The sequence below is a fragment of the Allobosea sp. FBZP-16 genome (assembly GCF_002831785.1).
In the GTDB taxonomy this organism is placed as follows: Bacteria; Pseudomonadota; Alphaproteobacteria; order Rhizobiales; family Beijerinckiaceae; genus Allobosea; species Allobosea lupini.
The window spans coordinates 43,104-65,913 of sequence record NZ_LNCQ01000026.1; the positions used below are offsets into that span (position 1 = coordinate 43,104).

Consider the following 22,810-nt stretch of genomic DNA (forward strand, 5'->3'; position numbering starts at 1 on the left):
CCGCCAGCCAGGTGGACGGAGTCAGAACATCATCCTGATGCGTCAGGCCTAGCTCGTAGCCATCACCCTCAATCGAGACGCGAGATCGCTCAGCACCCATGCCAGAATGAGCAACGCGCCATAGTTCGACCGCCAAGGCTGCGTCACCCAGAGCTCGTCCGTCATGTCGATATCGTCCGCAATCCTCGCGAACAGACGCTCGCGCCGTTCATCCGACTGTCCGCTCCAGACCATAGCGAGGACCATATCGACGAAAGTGATTGTCATCTGCCAGTCCATTGGACCGAGGCCCGGCAACAAGGTCCTGCCTTTGCGCTTGCCGGCGATCAGCACAGCTTGCAGGGCCACGGTGCTCGCATGCGCCGCTTCTCCTGAACCGCCGCGCTGAGAGGAGCCGCACCGGCCGCAGATCAAGAAGTCGGCGCATCGATTCAATGCCAAGCTCCCGATCCGAAGCGGGCGTTTGCACACTCCGCATACGCTCACGAGCACCGTTCCATGGCGCTCGCAGACGGCGGTCCATCCCAGCATCCAGGAAAGCTGGAGGTGCGCCTGCGAGGCGTGCGCCAGGCACTGGCGACACACGGCGATGGGGCGGCCACGCACGCGGCTCGGCCTTTCGTGGCGCCGGGCAGCGCTGAACCGATCGGCATCCTCATCGTCGCACGCCCTCTCCCATCCCCGCAGCGTCATCGCCTCGAGCCGTTCGCGCGAAAGTCCGCCACGGCGGGCGATCAACCTCAACGTGAGATCATCCGGGCGTCGCCACCATTCCGGCGCGGCAAGCGCATCGACGCCGAAAGCACCGCGAGACAGCTCAACTGGGGAGAGACCAAGCCCGCGGCCAACGCGGATCAGCCATGACAGCAGCGCTTCGCCTTCAATGGGTTCAACGTAATGTGGCAAGCGAACGCGCGCATCGGCGTGTTCATCGGCAACCGGCTCGACGGCGAAGAGATCAGATAGCGACACGACGCCGCTCGGACGGTCGCACAAACCCGGCACCGTCCAACGTCCGCATCGTGATCGCTTCGACGCCGGAACTGATCGCCATCACCGCCGCCCTTACGACCATCGAGACGATCTCGCCAAGCACTCCTTCCGAACCGGCAAGGATTCTCGACGCGATCGCCGGCTCCGCGAGCCCTGAGGCGCGCCTGAGCGGCAGGACCGCCTCCAGCGTGCTCAGCAGCCGCCTGAAGCCGTCGTCGTCGTCCCACAGCGGCAGCGGGAACGGCTCGAAGCGATTGGCAAGCTGATCATCGCTGCGGATGGCGCGCAGCGCCTCGGCCGTGCCGACGCCTACCAACGCGATCTGCAACTCGTTGCCGAGCCATCGCAGCAGGTTCAGGAGACGGCGCTGCTGCAGGGCCGACCCTGACAGCAGATTGTGCAGTTCGTCGATGACGAGCACGCGTACGCCGGTGTCGCGCAGCACCCGCAGCGCCGCATCCTGCTTGGCTGCGACGCGTCCGTGAGGCGCATGCGGCATCCCGAGCGCGTCGAGGATCGCGCCGAAAAACCGGCATTCATCGGGTCCCGGCGGCATCTGGACCTTCAACACGGGAATGCTCGCCATGCCGCCCGGCGTCTCACACGCCTCCCGAAGCGGGTGCGCCCGCCTGAACTTCTCGACGATCATGGTCTTGCCGTTGTTGGTCGGGCCGACGACGAGCAGATTCGGCATCCGCGTCCGCTTCGGAAAGCTCAACAGGTCGTCAAGCGCTCCCAAGGCTAGCTCGGCTCGCGCGTATCCGATCCACCGATCGGTGCGGATGCGTCGTATTCGGGCAGCCTGATCTTCGTCGGCCAAATGCCGAATCGAAGGGTGCAGATGCGCATAAGCCTCGCTCACGACCATTCCTCGACCGGGAACATGCGCTCATGCGGCGCCAGCAGCGCATCAGCTTCGCGAGGTTCAGCCGGCTTCTGCGCTGTGCTGCTCGGCAAATCGGTCGACCGGTTCGGTGCATGCAGGCGTCGCTCGCGCTGGCGGCGGGCAACCTTGCTGGCGATCACGGCCGCATCGCTGATCGAACGCATGGCTTCGATCGTCCGAAAGATCGCGGGCTCGTCGATAAGCCGCCGCCCATCCTCGCGCAGACGTTTCAGCGCCAGCCGGTGCTCCCAAAGGCTGATCGGCGGCAGCCGGAGATCCCGATAAGCGAGGTCGTAATAGACGCCATCGGGACCGAGAAGATAGATTCGGCTGAGATCGCGTGGATCGTAGCGCACGATCACCGGCTCAGGCCGGCCGATCCAGGTAGTCAGCACATCCGCCCAATAGGCGATCGAGTGCAAAGCGACGCCATCGCGGCGGATGCGCCGCCGCGCGATCGGCAGGAAGTCGATCAGGAACCGTCTCGGGTCGGCGACGACGCGCAGCGCGTCGCGCCCCGGTGTCGCTGCATCGCCTTCGACGCCGCGTCGCCAAGCATCGAGCGGCGTCGAGCCAAGGGCGCGATGCAGCTCGCGATGATAAACGCCGGCAATCGCGTGACCGAGCCAGCGTTCGACTTCGTCGAGCGTCATCGCCGCTGTCTTGTCCGGGTCGCTGTTCCCTTTCGCCTGGACGTCCGAGAATGTCGTGCCCGGCAGCAGATGGACCTTGCCCATCATCGTGCCGATCAAGCGCTCGATATGCCCGCCATAATGCGGCGTCCGGACTGGGCGGTGGTCGATGCCGATGCCGTATTGCTCGCATCCTCGCGCCAGTGCTTCCGACCGGAACTCCTTGGCGTTGTCGAGATGCAGCCGCTCCGGCAGGCCTTGCACTGGCCAGTCCGCTTGGATGCCGCGTTCCGCGAGCCAGCTTGCTTTCGGCAAGGCCGCATGACTGATGCAGAGCGCGACGGAGGTCGCCGACGGCGGCTCCAGCGTCAGATGAAATCCGGCTACGCAACGGCTGCAGACGTCGATGGCGAGCGTCAGCCACGGGCGTTGGATCGGCCTGCGCGTCGTGGAGTCAACGACGATCACATCGACCAGCGTGTGATCGACCTGTACGAGCGAGAGCGGCCGCCGCACTTCGAGCGCGCCGACCACCGGGGTGAAGCGATTTCGGGCTGCCTGCCGGCCTTGGCGTTTGGCAACGAGTTCGTGGAGCGGCCTGGCGCGCAGGCGCTTGGTGATCGCCTTCCGGCCCGGCGGCTCAAGGCCGGCGATGCCGCAACGCCGTCGCACCTCGACGACGAGATCTGAAATCCGGGCTTGTTGCCGCGTCAGGTAGAAGCTGTCCGTCACCTCGTCGATCAGCGCATCCACTGCCTGATCGAGACGCGAGAAGCCGCGTTTCGGCCCGGACGAGCGCCGCAACAGGCTGGTCAGACGCGGGTCCGCCAGATACCGGCGCAGGAGCGCGTAGACATGCGTCGCACCGCAGCCGAGTTCGTTGGCGGCCACCTCGACCTGCTCTCGCGTGCGCCCGGCATGCTCAGCTAAACGCCGGATCACGGGCAGGCATCGGCAGGCCTCGTTCCAGGCAGCGGCCTCGACAGAGGTGAGGTCTGAGCCGGTCATCTAATCGCGACCGACCAAGCGCTTCCGGCAACGCACCGCGCTGCCGACGAGCAAATCGGTCGTCCATCGGCGCGCAGGCTAAGCGAGCGCGACAAAAAGCGCCAAAGCCCGCTGGCTTCTCGCCGCCAATGTGAGGAAGTGCGCAGCAAATCGCCCTCCAAGTGGAAAACGACTCAGTACGCGAACATGGCACATTTCGTAGCCAGTTCACAGATTTGGAACCGGCCGAGCGGCCCGAAATCCCTTCGTTGTCTGGGTTTTGCCAGAAGGCCAGTTCACGGATGTCGGCGCACCGACAGTTAACGATTCGAATAGGTGTAACCACTGCCGTATGGGAATTGCCCATAAGGAAGCGCCCCGCAGCGGGTCCGGGCGACCAAACAAGGACGGAGGGAAGCGTGGTTCAAACCACACCGGGGAATTGACAGCAGACGGGCCCGCGCTGCTCAGCCAACCAGCACCGCGTCAATCCGAAGCTCGCGAACAGACACGTCTTCGCTAGTGCCATCATCGAAGGCGACGCGGGCGCTTCCTTGTTCGGCATCCGGCCTTGCGTCGAGAACTAACTGGCCGACCCGCTTGCCGGCGCGCACCCGCACGATGGCAGTGCCTGTTGTGCTCGGAACGGACGGCGCTGTGGCTGAGCTTGAGGATGGCTTCGCGCGAACTGGTGCGCAACCTTTTTCCGACGGTCGGACTTCCCTCGCCGCATCCGCTGCTGCTTTGCCGTGCGCTGCCGCAGGCTCCACGGGCGACCGGACAGCGAATGCAAACTCTCGGGCCTGTGCATCGGTGAAGGCATCGCGCACCTTGACGGCTCGCTCCACCTCGGATGGCTCCTGCCGCCACGCTTGGTAGAGCTCGTAAACGGCTCGGATCGAACTGGTGGCGAGCTTCTCCTGCAAGAAGCCCGGCATCTTCGGAACTGCCGCATAGCGCGACACCCAGTCACGCGGCTTGCCCAGCCGCCGGGCAATCTCGGTCTGCTTCTCGCCAGCTTCGAGCCGCGCCGTTACGAAGCGCGCGATTTCGCTGGGCTTAAGATCGTCGCGCTGAATGTTCTCGACCATCTGAGCGTAAGGGTTCGCCCCAGCGTCGTCCTGAACGAAGACGGGCGCCTCGACCAGTTCGGCTATCTTCGCCGCGCGATAGCGCCGCGCACCCATCACGATGATGAAACGGTCGGCCTGTTCCGAGCGCCTGACCACGATCGGTTGAAGGATGCCGTCGATCCGGATCGACGCAGCAAGCTGCTGCAGTTCGTCTTCCGGAAACTCCCGGCGCGGCTGATCGGGATCCTCATCAATCAGATTCAGCGCGACTTTGAGAGGGCGGCCGTCCGACGCGTCGCCGGCAGCAACATCTGCGAGGTCCTTGAAGCTCAGATCAAGTGCCATGCGATCACCCCATCTGCTCGACGATGCGCGACAGCACGAGTCGGATTTCGCGGCCGGCCTCCTGCGCCGAACGCTTCTTCAGCTTCCACACGGGCACGCCCTCGGCGACCGCTTCCGCATAGCCGTCGCGCGCGACGATGTGGCCTGGAAAAACGTACTTGCCGGCCTCGCGCAAAAGCTGGTCGAGATGCGCACGCTGGCGCGGCGACTTCGTGTTGAAGTTCGACGGCAGGAGCCCAACAAATTTCATGTCGGATCGGCCATAGCGCTTCTGCACACCGATCACGGTCTGGAGCAGGCCCTTCACGCCCTTTACGGAATAGTCCTCGAGATAGATCGGCGACAGCACATGGCTCGCGGAGACCAGCGCGGCCACGCTGCGCAAGCCCAGCGATGGCGGCGTGTCGATGACGCAGACGTCGAACACCGCGCTCACCGAGCGCAGATTGTCGCGGAACTGTTGGATGGCGGCGGCATCGCTGCGGTCGACATCGGTGAGGGAGCTGTCAGAAGCCGCGAGCGTGATCCCGTCTACTCCACCAGTGACTGGAGCACTGCCCTGTCGAAACAGCTCGGCCGCGGTCACATCGCCACGATGACGCTTCATCGTATCGGTGGCGTTGCCCTGAGCATCAGCGTCGATCAGCAGCACGCGGCCGCCGGTTTCGGCCAGGTGCCAGGCGAGATGAACGGCCAGCGTCGTCTTGCCAACGCCGCCCTTCTGGTTGTTGATTACGATGGTCTTCATGCAAACGCGACAGAGCCCTGATGTTTTCAATCGGAGCGTGTTCTGGCGGGAGATCGCGGCGATGACGTGACGGGTGTGGTTTAAACCACACCGTTGGCGATAGACCACGGGCCTCCTGGCCTGCGCGCAGCAGAGCAAGCGCAGGCCAGGGCGACATGCGAAAAGCCGGCCCGACGCGCGTGGCGTCAGACCGGCCGTCTCGGATCGTGATGCTCAGAATGGCAGTGCGGCAAGCCCGCCGGCGTGGACTGCAGCCCAGCCCTCGACATCCGCGAAATACCCCGTCTCCGCATCGCTGCGGTCCTGCTCGGTCAGGAATTCAAGCTCGCGCTGCGCTTCGCGCCGCTCGCGCGGTGTCAGGCAGGCGTTGGCCAGCTCGGCCTTGAGTTCGGCAATCTGCTGATCGATCGGCATGGTCATGAGAACCTCCTTCGTCTCGAATGGACGAAGGCGCGCCACGCGTCGGTGGAGACCGGGTCAAGGATCGGCGAAGCCGACCGCCGGAGGCGGCGCGTGGGGGAGCCGAAATGCGCAGCATTTTGGGGGTACCGCGCGTCCTTTAGGCGGGCTCCGCCGGCCGTACCATGGCACGACCAGAGAGCCCCTCCAGTTCACGCGGGAAGCACCAGGGCGGCTGACACGGCGCAAATGGCGCGAAGGCCAAGGTGTGGTTCAAACCAACAAATGCCGAGATGTGGTTTGAACCACAAATCACTTGATCGCAGTCTATGCGAGGCGGCGGTTGTCTGAACCACAATCCGCGCGTTGACGGCTCCAGGAGCCGGCTGTGGTTTGAACCAACAGGGGGCTGACGAGGTGAAAAGCCGAGGTGGTTTCCGGCGCGGCCGGGCCCGAGGATTGGCCCCGCCTCGCGGCGGGGCCATCGTGGACTGGGGGCTCAGTTGCGGTTCGGGCGCGACCAGATGAGCTGGAGGCCTTCCGCGCCTTCGACTTGGATCAGGTTGGCGTAGATGGGGGCGGGGAAGCTCGGATCGTCGAGCTTGACCGAGAGATAATCGCGCCCTTCATCCGAGGTCTTCTGCCAGGCTGCGCCGAACTCCACGGTGCCCGCCAGGATGCGGAAGGCCGGACCCTTTTCGGATGACCGCTCCGGGCGCACCATCTTGGCTTTGACGTTGAGGTTGAGGGTCTTGATCGTGCCGTTGAAGCCGTCGCCGTTCGAGGTGAAGCTGCCGATGATCGCCATGTCGTAATTCCTTCTGGTTGCTCGAGGCTATCGCCCATCGCGACCTCGATGGCAGTCGAAAGACCGGAGGCGCTCGACCTGCATCCTGAAGGGACCGCAACGCAGTGAAGGACGTCCGGGAGCGGCTTTCTTGTCCCGCGGGGAATGGGACCGCAGGACCCAGGGGAAGAAAGTCGTGGACGGCCGTTGCAGGTGTGAGAGCGAGACGGCGCGCCAGCGACGACGGCCTCCGGTCAGACATGCCCAACGAGGACGCAGTGGACGGAAAGGCCCTTGGAAACAGCCGGGGAACGCATGGTGGTAGCGCCCTGCACTGATCCCTAACTGCATCCGGCATCATCGAGCTCGACTACTCACGCAGCCTCCGCGATCAAGCTGGTCTGCGGCTGAAGCCCGTGGAGATAGGCGACGGCCCGCTGTGCATGCGCCGCGGCCGCAAAGATTAAGCGCTTGTCGCTGGACAGAACCGCGAGCCAGGAAGCGAGATAGCTGGCATGATCTGGACGCGGCTCCAGCTCCGGCGTGATACCGAGATCGGCGCAGAGGAAGCAGCTTCCAAGTTCCGCGATCAGCTCCTCGCGCGCCCGCTCGCTCCGGTCCTTGCCGTAGCGGCTGAGATCGCGGTTCACGCGATGCGGGGCCGCCGTCCAATGCGTCACCTCATGGCTCAGCGTCGCGACATAAGAGCCCCCGTCGCGAAACATCGCGAAGGGCGGCATCTGAATGTGGTCCGTCGCGGGAGAGTAGTAGGCGCGGTCGCCGCCATGTCGGATGACGGCGCCGGTCTGGGCGAAGAAGCGATCAGCATGATCGATCCGCTCGATCGGATCACGCGACCATTCTGATTGCCCGCGATCATCGGCGGGCAGGCCGTCGATCTGCTCGGCGTTGAAGACCGTGTAGGATTTGAGGAACGGAATCTCGCGATCGACGGCGTCGCCCGAGGCATCGGTTTCGGTTTTCTTGAAACGGCTGGCGAAGACGACCGTCGAGCCGGTCTCGCCCTTGCGGACAGCGCCGCCAAGTTCGAGCGCCTGCTTGAACGTCATCCAGATCGGCGAGGCGAAGCCGCGCGCTGCGGCTTCAGACCACAGCAGGAGCACGTTCATCCCGCTATAGGGCAATCCATTATGCCGCAGCGGCCGCGACGCGCCTGCGCTGCCGTTGCCCGAATGCCATGGCTGCATCCAGGGGCGCACGCCCTTCTGCAGATCTGCGACGATCCTGTCGGTGATGCGCGCATAGATGTCCGCGCGCGACTGCTCTTCTGACCTGCTCATGTCCAACCTCCATCGTGGAGGTCGCGCCGATCGCGACCCCGTCACGGAGGTCGAAAAGCCGGGGGTCTGGCGATGGCTGCACCCGAAGGGCTGGAACGAAGTGGAAGACGGCAAAGCCGTTGCAGCCGACGCCATCCCGGCTACGACCGTCGGCCGGGACGGGTCGCGGTCATTGGGGCCAATCCGCTCTGCTCTGCTTCGCCAAGTTCGCCTCGGACTTTGATAGATGACGAGCGGGACTTGGCGCCCCGCTCGCGCCGGCTCAGCCGAACGCCGCCATCTGGGCCGCGGCTGCCTTGCGATCGACGGATGGACTTGTGGTCTCAGCGGCTCGCTCGAAGGGCTTCCACCTCTCGCCGATGACCTGCTCGTAGGCCGTGACAGCGCCCTCGGCCGCCATCAGCAGCGCATGGGCCTGGACGCCCATGTCGGCGGCAAATTCTCGCTTGCGCTGGGCGGGGCCGTCGAAGCCGACCGGGCCATCGACATCCTCGTCGCGAGCGTCGCAGGCCGATTTGGCGGTGGCGTCGCGCGCCTCGGTGACCGCGCGGGAATAAAACTGCCCGGCGCCATGAGCCGAACCGACATAGGCCCCGACAATGCGCTGCAGGTGGATCTGCATGGCCCGCTCGCCGAGCCCGTCCTGCAGGCTGGCGGCCGTCTCGACGATCAGCCGCTCGTGCATGTCGCGGATGCCGTCGCCGTCGAGGACCGGGAGCCCGAAACTCTCGGAGATAAGGATCGCCTGCTGAGCGTTGGGGCAGGCAAGCCGGGTCATTTCGATGGTCGTGCTCTTGCGGAGCGGCACGACGCGGGCGGTCTGTCGGGGTGAATGTGCAGTCTTGGCCATGGGAAAAGTCCTTTCTTCGGTTGCGCCCTTGGAGCCGGATCGGCGCTTGGCCGTCGTCCCCTCGGGTGCGGTCGACCCGAACCGTCGAAAGCTCTGGCGCATCAGGGCACGGCCTATGCCAGGCGAGCGGACGAGGCTTGCGAACAAGCAGGGCGCAAGCCCTTGCGAAGGACGCCAGCCCCGTCTGCGAGATCGGCGGAGGCCGGCCGCCACGCGGCGCGGCACGCGGCCTTGAAGCGCCTGGCCGACGGTTCAGACCGCAGCAAACCCGAGAGGACAAGGGCCAGCCCGGCCTCGCCTCAGTGACGCAACCGAAACGGACACTCGGGGCCTCGTCCACATGCGCCGCCGATTGCCTCCGATCTGACGGACCTGCAACGCCCGCCCTCCGCATCACCGGTCACGCCGCGCGCGAAAGCGCTATCTGTTGTCGCTCGTAATGGGCGGCGATGGCCTGATCCTGCCGCGAAAGTTTGCGCGACAGCGCGTCGATCTCCGGCTGACGCTCGGCCGTCAGCGCAGCATGCGTCGAGCGATAGCGTTCCAGAACCGTGCATGCGCCGGACGATTTCCCTCGGCGGTCCCCATGGCGTCTTCGCTGCTGCGGGACCAGCGCAGCCGCCCGGCGCGTGATCTGGCGGTCGATCAGCTCGAGCTGGCGCTGAACCTGCCGGCGCGCCTCCTCCATGCGCGAGAGCTGCGCCAATGCGTCGGGCGCCATCATGACCGTGACGCTCCGCGCTGCCAGCCGATGAAGCTGGAAGGCCCGCCATAGACAGCTTTACGGCTCGGATCGATGACGAAGCCGAACCGGCCGACCGCATATTCGTCCGCGGGAACGAGAAAGCGGCGCTCCTCGGTGCCCGCGCCGCGCCGGCCGCCGGGCGTGGCGACGCACTCGACAAACCCCTCGTGATGTCCGGACGCGATTGCCGAGACCACGATCCAGTCGTCGGCATGCGCCTCGTGGAAGGCACGCCGGTCCTTCTCGTAGGATTCACCCGGTCCGAGCACGACGCCGAAGATCGTCTCCCATGCGTCGGGCCAGCTATCCTTGACCGAGCGCTCGGCGCAACGCCGCTCAAAACTGGAGAAAAGGTCGGGGAAGGTGATGGTGACGATCGCCCAGGCGCAGTCCTCCTCGTACCAGCCGTCAATCGCTCGCAGGAGTGGGTGGACATGTTCGTTCCGCTCAGCCGAGAGCTTGAAACCGCCATGCCCTGCGGTCGAATGGGATTCGACGCCCTCGGTGTAGACGGTCGCGCCCTGTGAGACCCCCCATGGCGTCTGCACCCTGCTATGGACCTCACGGCGACCGAGCGCCCTCTTCTCACGCTGATGCTCAGCATGGTCCAGGACCTTGGCGCGAAACGCGGCCTCATTCTCCAGTTCGCCGGAATAGCCATAAAAGTCGGACCGACGCCATTGCGCGACTGGGCGCGCGATCCGCCAGCCAGTCGCGAGATAATGCCGCGCGTCCTGCGCCGGCAGCATGGCGAAAGCACTGTCGCCAACGCGGGCGACCTGGAAACCCTCAGCCGATCGCCCGAACTCGACCTCTGAATTTGCAGGATCTGCATCGATCGCAGTGCCGCAACAGAGGACGTCGCTCATGCCGCCCTCCCCTCGATGACGGCGGCGCCAACCTCGTCCGCTGTGACCTCCTCGCGCACCGCGCGCGGATAGCCATGACGGGAAAGCCATTCCTCCGCCGCCGGCCGATGCGGAGCGAGATGGATCAGCTCGGCATCCTCCCCGGCACGATCGAAGACACGCACGGACCCGATCGCCGGTCGCTCGACCACGCTGAAGCGCAGCGAGGAGTCGAGCGAGAAGGTGCGGTGGACCCGGATGGCCACCACACCGCCAGCACCAAAATCGGCCTTATGCAGGGTGAAGCTGGAGGACAGGCTGAGATTGCCCATGCTCTTGCCAGGCTGTTTTCGGATTAGGCGGCCCCTGCCGTTGCTTGTCTGCCAGGCCGCGAGTTTTTTGGTGAAGCGCTCGGGCGGCCGCGGCGTGCCGTCGGACCAGGCGATGGTCGAGCCGATGGGTGCATGATCGTAGATTGCGTGCGCGGACATGTTGTCCTCCGTGATGGCGTTGCGTGGAAACGAAACCGCCGCCGGCACGAGGCCGGCGGCGGGAGGTCGATCGGACGTGAGTGAGGAGGTCGGGGCTATTCCGCCGCGACGCGGTAGGCTTCGTCGATCGTGTCGGGATCGACGTCGTCGAGTGCAGCGGCATCGCCGGACCCGATATCAGCATCGTCCGCCGTGACGTCGGCGTCGTCATCCGCGCTGACCGCGCTCTTCGAGCGCCAGGTCGCGACCTCGGCAGCGGCCGGCGCAAACGCCGCCGACGAGTGGACGAAGCGCTGCTCCCTGAAGTGTTCGACGAGCGCGGCGCGCGTATCCTTCACCCTCGCGCGGGGCAGGACGGGGGTGTCCTTGCAGGAGCGCTCCAGCGCCTGGCGCGACAGGCAGGACAGGAACTCGTCCGTGCCCATCGTGGGCAGGAACCCGTCCGCGCCGATCGCGTCACCGGCAAGGCGCGCGACAATGCCGCTTTTGGTCCGGTTCTCACGGGCCGAGAGGACATCGATCAGAGCGGACCGTGCCGCGACGCGCAGGGTGTCGCGGTCGAAGGTGAGCTTGCCGTCGCTGTCGATCAGTTGCACGGCATGACGCTCCATCCGGGCAAATCCGTAGACGTCATCGGACGCCCCCGACTGGACCGAGATGTTGCGGCCGGCCAGCGCGAGCACGAGCAGCGCCATCAGCGTGTCGTCCTCGATCGGAGCCCGCGCCAGCGCCTCGTGCAACGCGTCGGTGCGCAGGTCGCCGATCATCTCGACGCCTTTGCGGGTCACGTCCGGCCGCGGCTTGGCCATGACGATCGCGTCATCGCCATCGACCTCGTCCGCGCTTTTCTTTTTCGGCTCCGGCAGCCGAAAGTTTACGCTCTGCACCTTGCCATCGCGGTCGAGATACATCGCCGTCCGGTCGCTCTTGCCGGGCTTGCCGTGGACGCGTTCGGCCTTGGGCGGAAGAACGACCTGACCCCAATTGTTGACGTCGGTGATGACGCCGCGCTTGGGCAGGTGGATGGTCATCCATTCCTGCTGGGCGCCGAGGAACCCCTCCACATTGGTGGTGTAGCGGCTGTCCTCGTCGGCCGGCGCGAACAGATCCTCGACCCATGAAATGCCGTAGGCCTGTGCGAGATCGTCGCCAAAGCTCGCGTCGCGCGCATACATGCGCTTCTTCGACAGAGCGTTCGCCACGCTCCACCAGGATACCTGCGGATCGCCCTTTTTCGGCTTCTGCGCCTTCCAGACCTCGCGCTGCTCGTCGAGGTTGGCTGCTGCGATCGCGCGCAGTTGCTGCTCATTGGGCATGTCGCCCTTCGCCATATGGTCGAGCATCGCAGGCAGCACATTCGCCAGCAGCCTGAGTTTCTTGATCTGGCGCACCGGCAAAGCGAGCGCGATGCCGATCGCTTCTTCCGTCCAGCCGAGCGCAACGAGCCGCTCGATCGCCCGCCATTGATCGACCGGGTTCAACGGCTCGCGGGCGATGTTTTCGACCATGCTGCGCATCGCGCCATTGTCGTTGGCGGCGTCGACCACGAGCACGTCGATTTCCTCCAGCCCGGCCGCGATCGCCTGCCTCACACGGCGATGTCCGGAATCAATGATGTAGCCATTGCCGCCATCGGTCTCCGGCGCGATCACCGGCGGCTGGACGAGCCCGACCGCCTTGATCGTCGCCAGGAGCAGCGCGTCGGCCTGGGGTGAGGATTTCGTCTGGCGCGACCGATCGGAATTCTCCTTCAGCGCGCGCGGATCGACTTTCATGACATGCATGGGATTGCTCCTTTTCGAGGATGCCGGACCAAGGCCTCGACCTGTCCGGTTCAGTCTTCTTCCCGAAGACCCTTCCCAGCCCGCGGACCGGACAGGCCGGTGCAACTGCGGCCGAGCATCTCGGGTCGGGCGAACGAGCGGGGCAAAGCCCTGCGAAGGACGACGGGCCGGGATCGCGACGGCGGCGGTTGAGCGTTAGCGCCACCGGAATGGCCGATCGGCGAGCAAGGCTCATTTTTCTCTCTCGCCCCGCTTTCCGCCCTTTCGCTCAGACCGTCGCTATCGCTTCGCGCGGACGGAAACGCCGATGGAGCGTAGCGCGGGAACGAGATCAGTCTGCCTGATCAGTTCGACGGCCCGGGAAGACGTCAACTTGTCGCTGACGGCCCGGTCATAGACCGCGACGCATTCGGCCGCGGTCAGACGCGAGGCGTAAAGCAGCCCATCCACGGCGAAGGACTCGTAAACAGCCTCGCTCAGTTCCCGGCCCTCGCGATGCTCCTTTGCGCGCGCCGCGTCGGTGCTGACGCCGAGCTTGAGCAGTCCGGTCGTCCGCAGATCAAGAACGGTGAGAGGCGCAATCGCCGTGACCTCGGCGACCGCCCAATTCTCGATCTCGCTTTCGTCCAGAACACGGGCGCTCTCGCCTTCAAAACGGTCGCGAACAATCGTTTCCGCAATTGCCGTGGCGAGGTCTCGGGCAAGATACAAGAGCTTAAACGCCTGGCTCGGGCTCGAAAACCGGCTTTGCCCGAAACCCAAGCCGAGCGGTGTCGTCATATGGGCAACAGGCATCACGCGCAGATAGTCGCGCGGTTGAAACGCCAGCGCGAGATCGCCGACTGTCCCGGGATCAAGATTCACGTCTCAGCCGAAGTCACGCGACGCCGCGTCCAGAACCTCATGTAGACGGCCGCTCTTGAGCCCATCGAGCGGCGTTTCGCCGAGGCTCGGCTTGGTCTGGATGAGCCATTGCCACGCGGCACGCGGATGGCCGATGATCCTCATGACCTGCGGCATGCCCTCGACCGGCCGGCCGTCCACGAACTGGGCCAAAGGAAAGACATGCTTCCGCTCGCCCTTGAGCAGACCGATCACAGCGCCGCGCTTCTGCCATTCATGCAGGGTCGAGCGCTTCGTGCCGAACATCTTCTCGATGTCGCCAGGGCCCGCGACCGGACCCGCCCAGTCCTCAAGTCGAACCGGCTTCGCGAACTCGACGAGACGACGGCGACCTTCGTCAAGATCGAGCGTGCGCCCAAGGCCGGATCCCTGGCTGATTTCGACAGGCTTCTCGACAGGAAGCTCGATGAGCTTGCGAGCAACTCCGGTTGCGAGGCCCTCAACGACGGCTTCGACGGCGCGAGCCAGCTCGCTGTCGCTTCCGGCAACTCGCCGCTGCTGCTCGACAGATAGCCGGGACGCAGCGGCCGAGACGACCGCCATGACCTTGCCCGTCGCTTCGAGAGCGGTCTTGGAAAGACCTGGATTGTGACGCGCCAGAACCTTGAGGACATCGGCGAGGGCTGCCGGATCAACGGCAATCCTCGCCTCGGTTTGGACTCTTCGCACAGATGCGACCATGACCGCCTCCCTCATTGAGCCCGATAGATAGCCTTGATTGTCCTGATTGTCCAGATTGTTCGATCCGTAGAGCCGATGATGATGATCCCCCCGGCACCGATGGGTGGTTTAAGGGCGCTCAAGCAGCCGTCGTCTCAATCGCACCTAGCCCGTCTATATCGCCGGCCAGCGCTGTCTCGATCGCGACCAACTGCCGGCGCTTCTCGGCCAGTTCGCCGCCAAAGGCGAACTCTCCGCCCTCGCGCGACCGATACGACGCCAGCCTGCGCTGAGCCTCTGCGAGACGCTGACGATACCGCTCCCGCTCGCCCTCAAAATCCCCGAGCGCGTGTTCGAGCCGCGACACCGCGCCAAGCGGCGTCACCGTAACCGGCAGATCAATCTCATGGTCGGTGCCGATGCGAAGCAACATTGTCTCATAGCGATAGCCGTCGCGCCCGCCGCGCTGGCCGCTGAACTCCAGGTCGAACCCACCGACCGTGGCGATGGTCAAATCGCCCTCCTGCCGCATCTGCACGAGGGTCAAGATCTCCTTGAGCAAGGCGCGACCGGCCTCCTTACGCTCCACATAAGCCTTCCCCGCCACGGTCATCGCGAAGGCGTCGGCGGCCGTCGGAACGAGGCGCTCGATGTCACGCCCGATCTCGTCAATGCGACGTGTCGAAACCGCAATATCGCGTTCGGCATCGCGAAGTTGCCGGCGCACGGCGAACTGATCGTCCTGATGCGCAGCGCGCAGGCGCTCGAGGCGGGCGATCTCGGCCTCCAGCCCGGCCTTCTGCATCAGCCGCTGATCGCCCGAGGCAATCGCCTTCGCCATGGCGAACTGATTGGCCTGCCCCTCGCCGAGATCCTCCAGCCGGCGGATCGAAGTGTCGCCCGAAAGCGCTGCGGCGATGAAGCGGGCCTTTCGCTCGTTGTTCTGCCACATGGTGGCGTCGAGGGACCCTTGCGTCGCGTAGGCGAAGATGTCGATCTCGTCGTGCTGGTTGCCCTGCCGCACGATTCTGCCCTCGCGCTGTTCGATCTGCGAGGGCAGCCAGGGCACGTCGAGATGATGCAGCGCTTTCAGCCTGAGCTGCGCGTTGACGCCGGTGCCCATCGTCTCCGACGAGCCGATCAGGAAGCGCACCTTGCCGGCGCGGACATCGCCGAACAGGCGCTGTTTCGCCTCCGACTTCTTGAAATCCTGCATGAAGGCGATCTCGGAGGCCGGCACCCCGCGACGGACCAGCTCGTCGCGGATCCAGCGATAGGCCGAAAACCCCCGGCTCTTCTCGACGCTGATCGTGCCGAGATCGGAGAAGATCATCTGGGCGGCGCCGGCGACCTCATACGGCTTTCCGTCCGGCCGGACATAGGCCGCATCAGCGGTCTCGCTCCAGATGCGCAGCGCGTTCCCGATCAGCAGGTTGAGCTTGTTCTCCGCCTCATTGTCGTTGTCTGGATCGACGAGGCGCATGTCGATCGCGGCATGGCGTCCGTCGGTGATGACCGAAAGCAGGATGTCGTCGCCGGGCTCCGGCGGTCGGTCGCGCATCTCGATCGCCTTGATGCGCTCGTCGAGCAGGCGCTGATAGGACTTGAAGGCTTGCGTCGGCTTTGCGGTCAGGATTTGGCGGCGGCCGGTCGAGATCGCCGGCACCTTCACATAGCGCCGCAGGTCGTCGGGCAGTACGACATCCGCGAAGGAGCGGAACATCGCAATGAGTTCGGGGACGTTGACGAAGCTGGCGAAGCGCGAGACCGGCTTATACTTGCCTGAGGGCTGCAGCTCGAGTTCGGTCGTGGTGTCGCCGAAGGTCGAGGCCCAGGCGTCGAATTCATGCAGCCCGCGTTGGCGAAGCGACGCGTGGTCCATCAGGCGCTGGACCGAGAACATCTCGCCGAGCGTGTTGGTAATCGGCGTGCCGGATGCCAGCACGAGCGCCCGGCCGGGGTTCATCGTCTCGACGAAGCGGGACTTCACATAGAGGTCCCAGGCGCGCTGCGAGCCGTTGGGATCGACGCCCTTCAGCGTCGACATGTTGGTGGCGAAGGAGAGCTTTCGGAACTCCTGCGCCTCGTCGACGATGATCTGGTCGATGCCGAGCTCCGAGATCGTCAGGAGATCGTCCTTGCGGGTCGAGAGCGCCTCCAGCCGCTCCTTCAATCCTTCCTTCAGGCGTTCGAGGCGCTTGCGCGAGACGCGGTCGTCGGTCTCGACCTTCGTCAAGAGGCTCTCATAGAGTTCGAGTTCGTCCTGAATCATCTGCTGCTCGAAGGCGGAGGGAACGTCGATGAAGCGGAACGCCGAATGGGTGATGATGATCGCGTCCCAGGTCGCGGTCGCGGCGCGCGACAGGAAGCGGTGGCGCTTCTCCTTGGTGAAGTTGCTCTCGTCGGCGACGAGGATGCGGGCGTTGGGGTAGAGCGCCAGGAACTCGCGCGCGACTTGCGCCAGGCAATGCCCCGGGACCACAAGCATAGCCTTGGCGATCAGGCCAAGTCGGCGCTGCTCCATGACCGCCGCAGCAAAAGTCATGGTTTTGCCAGCGCCGACGGCATGGGCGAGATAGGTGGCACCCGCTGTGATGATCCGCCAGATGCCGCGCTTCTGATGCGGATAGAGGGTGAAGGCGCCGCTCGCGCCGGGCAGATTGAGATGCGAGCCGTCGAAGACGCGCGGCGCGATATTGTTGAAGCGATCATTGTAGACCCGCGCCAGCCGGTCGGTGCGGTCGGGATCGGACCAGACCCAGCGCTGGAAAGCCGTCTTGATCTTGTGCAATTTCTCCTTGGCGGCTTCGGTATCGACGACGTTGAGCACCCGCCGCTCGCGGCCGTCCTGTTCGACCGTGTCGAAGATCTGGGGGATGCGGCTGTTCAGGGCGTCGGTCAAAAGCTCGCCGGCATGGCGGCGACCCGTGCCCCAGTCGGAGGTTCCCGCCGCCAGCCAGGCGAGCTGCCGTGCTTCCACCGTCCACGACGCCAGCTCCGGCATGTGCCGGATCGTGACCTCCGCGCCCGTGGTCTCCTTGATGAAAGCGACGACTTCGGACGCTGGGATCCAGGGCGCGCCAAGACGCGCGGTGATGTCGGACGGCCCAAGATCGGCCGGCTGCACTGCGGCCAGCGCGCGGACATTGCGCTCGAAAGCGGGGTCGAGTTCCGCAGCGGCTTCCGCCACCTTCAGCTTGTCGCGCACCGGCCCCGACAGATAGGCGTCGGCCATCAGCCAACCGCCGTCAGCCGGGTTCTGGAAGATCGCGTCGCCCAGCTCGGCGACGACGTCGGCGACATCCCGATGCAACAGCTCGGCGATGTGCTCGAGATCGACCCGGCCGCGCTCGTTCAGGACGACGGCAAGGGCGTCCGTGGCGCAAGTGATGACGGGTGCCGCAGGCGGCGCGATGACGCGCTGGCTGAACAGCGGCCCGGGCTTGGCCGTATCGGTGTCGAGATCGTAATCCTCGATCGAGGCGACGAGCCAGCAATCGGGATCATCGAGAAAAGGCTGCAGGTTTGGCCGACGGTGAGATTCGCGGACCTCGCCGGTCGTCTCGTCCTCCGAGATCGAGACCGTCGTGTGATTGATCGGGCCAAAGTCGCGCACAAAGCTCGACCAGGCGATGCGCAAGCCAATCTGCGCATCCTTCCAGGGCCGGTCCTGCTCCTGGCAGGTGAGGACCTCGCGCACGGCATCGCGGATCGGGATCAGTTTTTGGATGATCCGGACGTGCTTTGCCGGAACGCCTTCAGAGCTTCGACCTTTCCGAACCGTCACCGTGACAGGCTGGCCGTCGACGAGCTGCATCAGCCCGCGGCGCGTATCGACGAAGTAGCTGCCTTCGCGGATGCGCGTCTCCGGCGAGAGCGAAATGTTCGCATCCGGGGCTTCGCGGTCGTCGAGATCGACAGCTTCCGGCTCGCCGTCATAGAGGCTCTCCGGGAGGAGACGGATGGCGGCGTCCAACGCGGCATCGAGAGCAACGTCGGCCTTCGGAATGCAGCTATAGGTCTCGCCGAAGGGTCCTGAGGTGAGAGCGTGCCTGCCGAGGACAAAGTCGGGATGGCTTGCGAACCAGCGATTGACGCGGATCGCGGCCTCATCGGCGGTCCCGGCCTGGACCTCCTCCAGATTGAGCCAGACAAGATCGCCCTTCGGCTCGCCTGGCTTTCGCTTCCGGAAAAAGAGGATGTCGACGACAACATCCGTCCCGGCGTCGGCCCGGAAGCTTCCCTGCGGCAGCCGGATTGCGGCGATGAGATCGGCTGAACTGGCGATGTGCTCGCGCGCCGCGGCGTCAGCCTTGTCCATCGTGCCATGCGAGGTGACGAAGGCTGCAAACCCGCCCGACTTCAACAGATCGATCGATCGCGCGATGAAGTAGTCGTTCAGCCGCAAGCCCATCGAACGATAGGCGCGGTCAGAGCGAACCGCGCGATCGGAAAACGGCGGATTGCCGATGGCGAGATCGAAGCTCGCCGGCAGCTCGGCTCGGGCGAAATCGCCGGTGAGGATGCGGGCGCGTGGCTGCAGCAGTCGGGCGATGCGCGCCGTGGTCGGATCGAGCTCGACACCGGTGACATGCGTGCAATCGCGAAAAGCTTCCGGCATGAGCGCTGCGAACAGCCCGGTGCCGGTGCCGGGTTCGAGTACTCGGCCGCCGCGCCAGCCGAGCCGCTGCAGGCCGGCCCAGATCGCCTGGACGATGAACTCCGGCGTGAAATGGGCGTACTGCGTACAGCGCGCCAGCGAAGCGTAGTCGGCGTCGCTGACCGCGTCCTGCAGCGCGTCGCCGATCGTCTCCCAGCCCTTTCGGAACGCCGTCTTGCCCGGCCGCGGGAAAACGCCATTGGCGAGGTCGGATGCGCCGAAGCCGGTGAAGCGGATCAGCGCACGCTGCTCGTCCGACGTCGCAGGCCTCTCCTCGGCTTCGATCCGCGCGGCGAGCCGGATCGCGGCAATGCTGTCGCGCGCACGATCCTTCCAATTCGCCGCGAGGCCGCGGTCGCCGTCGAGGACAAAATTGACGCTCTGACAAAGCGATGAGGGCTGCGGCGCGGATGGAGTAATCCGCTGCGCCGGCGACGGCGGCGTGGGCTCCGGATCATCGTCGTCATTGGCTGCGACGTCGTCGGCGAAGGCCATGACGCCCAGGTTTAGGCTCGATGAGAGCGCGGTGTCGTTGAAGAGGTCGAAGGTGAAGGGATCGAGATTGAGGCGGTGATTTTGCGCCATAGCGAATTCTCCTGTGGTCGAGGCGCGCGCCATCGCTCCCGCCGGATCAGGTCCGACGGAAGTTGCGATGGTCGCGGGACGGGGGATGGGGGCGGCTGGGCAGCCCGGCGGGTCAGCGCCGGACCAAAGCGAGCGACAGGGCGTCGTCTGCCATCGCGATCTTGAGATGCGTCGCTGTCGGTGCGGCGTCGATCAACTTCACGAGCACGGCGGCATCAAGAAATTCGACGCCGTCATCGCCGCCAAAGTGTTGGCGCTTGTAATGCCAGTAGTCCGGGTTGGTCTTGGGATCGCACTCGTGAGCGTAGACCACGAGCGGACGCTGATCCTCGGCGAGCTTGCCGTTGGACATGATGTAGACGCCCTCATCGCCGACCAACCATAGGCCCGGCCGTTCGTTCTTGCCGGCGCTGAGGCCATGAGGATTGCGAAAGCCGCCATTGAGGACGGCGTCGATCCGTCCGCGCGTGATGACGGCGCGGACATCCGTGACGGAAAAGCTGAACATTGCCGCCGCCCATCACGCCGCGATCGCGTCGGGCAGGTACCGCAGATGCACGGGGAGATTTTCGCTAATCTCCTGGTCCGTCAGGCCGTCGAGTAGTTTTGACGTCGTTCCCTGCCGGCCGCCATAGACGGTGATGGTGCGCTTGCCCCGGTCGGGCGCGGGCCAGCGCTCGCCGGCATAGCCGCGATAGTCGTCATGGGTGCTCGACCAGATGTGCTCCAGACGCTCCTGCCGCGTCATCGCCCGAACGGGCCGGGTTTCACGCTCGATGATCGCCTCGCGCATGCGCCTGCCGGAACCGACATCGGCGAGATCGCAATAGGCGTGGAAGTACCGGGCCCGGCCATCGATCCACAGCGTGAAGAAGATGCTGGTGATCGAGCCGGTCAAAAACTCGCGCATCGCGAACATGTCGACCGCCAAGATGACTGGCGGCAGGACCTCGAACATGTAGTCGTGCGCCGCCTGGCCGATCTCGAACCATTCGCCTGAGTAGAGCGAGCTTGCATCATGCGGGCCGCGGTTGGGCCGATGCACATGGCGGTCGAACATCCGGAACATCTGCCGCCGATCGGCGACGCCCTGGAACACTTTGCGGATCGGAGAAGGGGTCATGGGCTGGCTTCTTGGGGCTCGTCAGACCGGAGCGCGGCTCATCCTCGCGACATTGCCATCATCTTCGGCTCTTCCTGACCCCTTCCCCGCGGCCGCTTCCCTGATCGGCCGGGTCAAGGGCCGGCGCAGCCGGGCGAAGCGTCACCCTTGATGCGGCCAGCGGGCATGCGGCAGGCCTCCTCTCCTATGTCGTCTTTCTATTTCCTCCCTCGCCTTCTCCTTCAGCGCCTCGTTCCAATCGTCGCCGGGCGGCTTCAGCCGAGACCAGTCGCAGCCGGCGGTCTCGGCGATCTCGCGCAGCCGGCCGGTATAGGCTTCACCCTGGCTGTTGGCGTCCGTCGCCGCGACGAGTATTGCTCCAGGACGGGCAGCGAGCATTTGCAGCGCGGCTTGAGTCGCCGGCGACCAGCCGCCGCCGGTGCTGAGATAGAGGCTGCCTTGCCGCAGCCCCTCGACCGCCGCGAGGCTCATCGCGTCGATCGCAGCCTCGGTGATGCAGAGCCTCAGGGCGTCGGGTACGCCGAGCCGGAACAGCACCTTCGCGCCGCCGGTCGAAAAGCCGCGCCATTCCGGGCCGCGCTCCTCCCATCCGGTGACCGCGCCTCGATCATCGAGATGGGCTGCCCACAGGCTGCCGCACGGACCTTCCCGCAGCCCGTCCTGCCGGATCGCGGCGCGCAGCACGCTTTCGGGGAGATGGCGTTCGTGACGCAGGTAGCGCCAGGTGGCGGAGCCTGGCCGAAGGGCTCGCCGGGCGCGCCAGCGTTCGGCAAGAGAGACATCCGGCCTCTGCGTGCGCGGCCGCTGCCACGCAAGTTCCGCCGGTCGAAACCCAACCAGTCCGGCCGCACGCACAAGCACATCGGTAAAGCCGACGCCGTCCAGATGCTGGATCAGCGAAAAGACATCGCCCTTGGCGTCCGACAGCGGATCGAACCAGCCCCTGCCCTCGTGGATCACGATGATGATGTCGCTGCTGCGCCGGTGCTTGACCGCGCGACGCGTGCTCTCTTTCACATCGACGGCGAAGCCGGCTTTCTCCAGCACCGCCCCGCAAAGCACCCGTCTCTTCAGTTCCTCGAGTTCTCGTTGCTCCATCATCTCTCCCGGCCTTACGTCCGGCCTTTCCTGCTGCGGCGTCCCTTCCACGTATCTCGCGGATCTAGACTCAACCGCCGCGACGAGCGGCGCCTGCAAGGGCGCGGATCGGCAATCGATGGAATGGTGAGATCGATCGGCCGCGGCGCAGCCTCCCTTGCGGGCGACTGCTCGCCAGCGGCACGAGGGGCCGGCTCAATGAGCCGGCCGGCGATCATGAGGGTCGAATTCGTGAATGACGTGCAGGTCGTCTGCGTCGTCGATCTCGTCGCTCGGCAGCACTCGATAGGCGCCGTCGATCTGGAAAACCGTGACCGCGACCATCAGCGTGCGGGCGAGTGCGAAGGCGTGGCTCTGGGCAAGGACAAGATCGTTCGACATCGTGAGGCTCCATCCGGGAGCGGGGCAATTCCCGCTCGATGGCTCCTCGAAGGGCCGGTGCCGGTCGCGATCACCGCGAAGGCGTCAGCCGCAGCGGCGGCACGCTCGCGTAGCCGACCCCTTGCGGGTTGATCGTGGAAGATCCGGAACCGGACCAGGACGCCATCGCATCAGAACGGGATTGCGCTGCTCTCGGTGGACCTGGCTTCATGGCAACGACGCATTTCGGCGAGAACAACCCGGCCGCCGCGTGCTGTTGGTCGGGGTGACGCGGCTCGTCTCAGCAAGCGCCGCCTACTGCTTGCCTTGGGTCGTGGCAGTTCGTTGTGGACGATCGCCTGGACGCTCGCCAGATTTGCGTAGCGCGCCGCCGCTCAGACCATAGTCCGAGTGCGCTATTCAGCTCGCTGTTCGTTCGATCGTTCGGCGATGGCTCCATCCTGCGTCAGGGATGGACGCCCGGATGGGTGAAGACCCGCAGGGGCTTCAGCTTCGCCGACAGCCCGGCCCGCAGGGAGACGCCTGGTGAGC

The 22,810-nt window shown here is 65.4% G+C and carries 20 protein-coding genes; all 20 read right to left on the reverse strand.

Annotated elements, in window-relative coordinates; translation table 11 throughout:
• Nucleotides 1–48: 48 nt before the first annotated feature.
• Nucleotides 49–972 carry a TniQ family protein gene (locus CXY91_RS14015; RefSeq protein ID WP_158673403.1) on the reverse strand — a complete coding sequence of 308 codons (924 nt, stop codon included), beginning with the start codon at nt 970–972 and terminating at the stop codon, nt 49–51.
• Complete coding sequence (locus CXY91_RS14020) at nt 959–1,861, reverse strand: TniB family NTP-binding protein (RefSeq protein ID WP_100962010.1); 903 nt, start codon at nt 1,859–1,861, stop codon at nt 959–961. The genes CXY91_RS14015 and CXY91_RS14020 overlap by 14 nt, the downstream gene beginning before the upstream one ends.
• Entirely contained in the window at nt 1,852–3,519 is a 1,668-nt protein-coding gene (locus CXY91_RS14025; RefSeq protein WP_100962011.1) for a Mu transposase C-terminal domain-containing protein, read from the reverse strand. The genes CXY91_RS14020 and CXY91_RS14025 overlap by 10 nt, the downstream gene beginning before the upstream one ends.
• Nucleotides 3,520–3,965: 446 nt before the next feature.
• Nucleotides 3,966–4,916 (reverse strand): ParB/RepB/Spo0J family partition protein, encoded by a 951-nt coding sequence (locus CXY91_RS14030; RefSeq protein WP_100962012.1) that lies wholly within the window; start codon nt 4,914–4,916, stop codon nt 3,966–3,968.
• 4 nt (nt 4,917–4,920) lie between these two features.
• Complete coding sequence (locus CXY91_RS14035; protein ID WP_100962013.1) at nt 4,921–5,664, reverse strand: ParA family protein; 744 nt, start codon at nt 5,662–5,664, stop codon at nt 4,921–4,923.
• Between the two features lie 213 nt (nt 5,665–5,877).
• A complete protein-coding gene (locus tag CXY91_RS14040) occupies nt 5,878–6,084 on the reverse strand; it encodes a hypothetical protein (RefSeq protein ID WP_100962014.1) in 207 nt (68 codons plus the stop codon).
• 478 nt (nt 6,085–6,562) lie between these two features.
• Nucleotides 6,563–6,871, reverse strand: a complete 309-nt coding sequence (locus CXY91_RS14045) for a DUF736 domain-containing protein (RefSeq protein ID WP_100962015.1) — start codon at nt 6,869–6,871, stop codon at nt 6,563–6,565.
• Nucleotides 6,872–7,224: 353 nt separating this feature from the next.
• Nucleotides 7,225–8,151 carry an ArdC family protein gene (locus tag CXY91_RS14050; RefSeq protein WP_100962016.1) on the reverse strand — a complete coding sequence of 309 codons (927 nt, stop codon included), beginning with the start codon at nt 8,149–8,151 and terminating at the stop codon, nt 7,225–7,227.
• A gap of 262 nt (nt 8,152–8,413) precedes the next feature.
• Nucleotides 8,414–9,001: a hypothetical protein gene (locus CXY91_RS14055; RefSeq protein WP_100962017.1), complete on the reverse strand. Its 588-nt coding sequence runs from the start codon at nt 8,999–9,001 to the stop codon at nt 8,414–8,416.
• A 400-nt stretch (nt 9,002–9,401) separates the two neighbouring features.
• Complete coding sequence (locus CXY91_RS14060; RefSeq protein ID WP_100962018.1) at nt 9,402–9,725, reverse strand: hypothetical protein; 324 nt, start codon at nt 9,723–9,725, stop codon at nt 9,402–9,404.
• Nucleotides 9,722–10,615 carry a DUF7007 domain-containing protein gene (locus CXY91_RS14065; protein ID WP_100962019.1) on the reverse strand — a complete coding sequence of 298 codons (894 nt, stop codon included), beginning with the start codon at nt 10,613–10,615 and terminating at the stop codon, nt 9,722–9,724. Before CXY91_RS14065 ends, CXY91_RS14060 begins: the two co-directional genes overlap by 4 nt.
• Complete coding sequence (locus CXY91_RS14070) at nt 10,612–11,085, reverse strand: hypothetical protein (protein WP_100962020.1); 474 nt, start codon at nt 11,083–11,085, stop codon at nt 10,612–10,614. The genes CXY91_RS14065 and CXY91_RS14070 overlap by 4 nt, the downstream gene beginning before the upstream one ends.
• 95 nt (nt 11,086–11,180) lie before the next feature.
• Nucleotides 11,181–12,869, reverse strand: coding sequence for a ParB/RepB/Spo0J family partition protein (locus tag CXY91_RS14075; RefSeq protein WP_100962021.1), 1,689 nt, complete (start codon nt 12,867–12,869; stop codon nt 11,181–11,183).
• Nucleotides 12,870–13,148: 279 nt separating this feature from the next.
• Entirely contained in the window at nt 13,149–13,733 is a 585-nt protein-coding gene (locus CXY91_RS14080; RefSeq protein ID WP_100962022.1) for an RES family NAD+ phosphorylase, read from the reverse strand.
• Between the two features lie 3 nt (nt 13,734–13,736).
• The gene (locus tag CXY91_RS14085) at nt 13,737–14,453 is read right to left on the reverse strand and encodes an antitoxin Xre/MbcA/ParS-like domain-containing protein (protein ID WP_100962023.1); all 717 of its coding nucleotides are present in this window, start codon (nt 14,451–14,453) and stop codon (nt 13,737–13,739) included.
• A 118-nt stretch (nt 14,454–14,571) separates the two neighbouring features.
• Nucleotides 14,572–19,677 (reverse strand): N-6 DNA methylase, encoded by a 5,106-nt coding sequence (locus tag CXY91_RS14090; RefSeq protein WP_100962024.1) that lies wholly within the window; start codon nt 19,675–19,677, stop codon nt 14,572–14,574.
• 112 nt (nt 19,678–19,789) lie between these two features.
• Nucleotides 19,790–20,185 (reverse strand): DUF3085 domain-containing protein, encoded by a 396-nt coding sequence (locus CXY91_RS14095; RefSeq protein ID WP_100962025.1) that lies wholly within the window; start codon nt 20,183–20,185, stop codon nt 19,790–19,792.
• A gap of 12 nt (nt 20,186–20,197) precedes the next feature.
• Nucleotides 20,198–20,800: a DUF1419 domain-containing protein gene (locus CXY91_RS14100; protein WP_100962026.1), complete on the reverse strand. Its 603-nt coding sequence runs from the start codon at nt 20,798–20,800 to the stop codon at nt 20,198–20,200.
• Between the two features lie 141 nt (nt 20,801–20,941).
• On the reverse strand, nt 20,942–21,997 hold the full coding sequence (locus CXY91_RS14105) for a DUF3991 and toprim domain-containing protein (protein WP_465246861.1): 1,056 nt from the start codon (nt 21,995–21,997) through the stop codon (nt 20,942–20,944).
• 96 nt (nt 21,998–22,093) lie between these two features.
• Nucleotides 22,094–22,279, reverse strand: coding sequence for a hypothetical protein (locus CXY91_RS14110; RefSeq protein WP_100962027.1), 186 nt, complete (start codon nt 22,277–22,279; stop codon nt 22,094–22,096).
• Between the last annotated feature and the right edge of the window lie 531 nt (nt 22,280–22,810).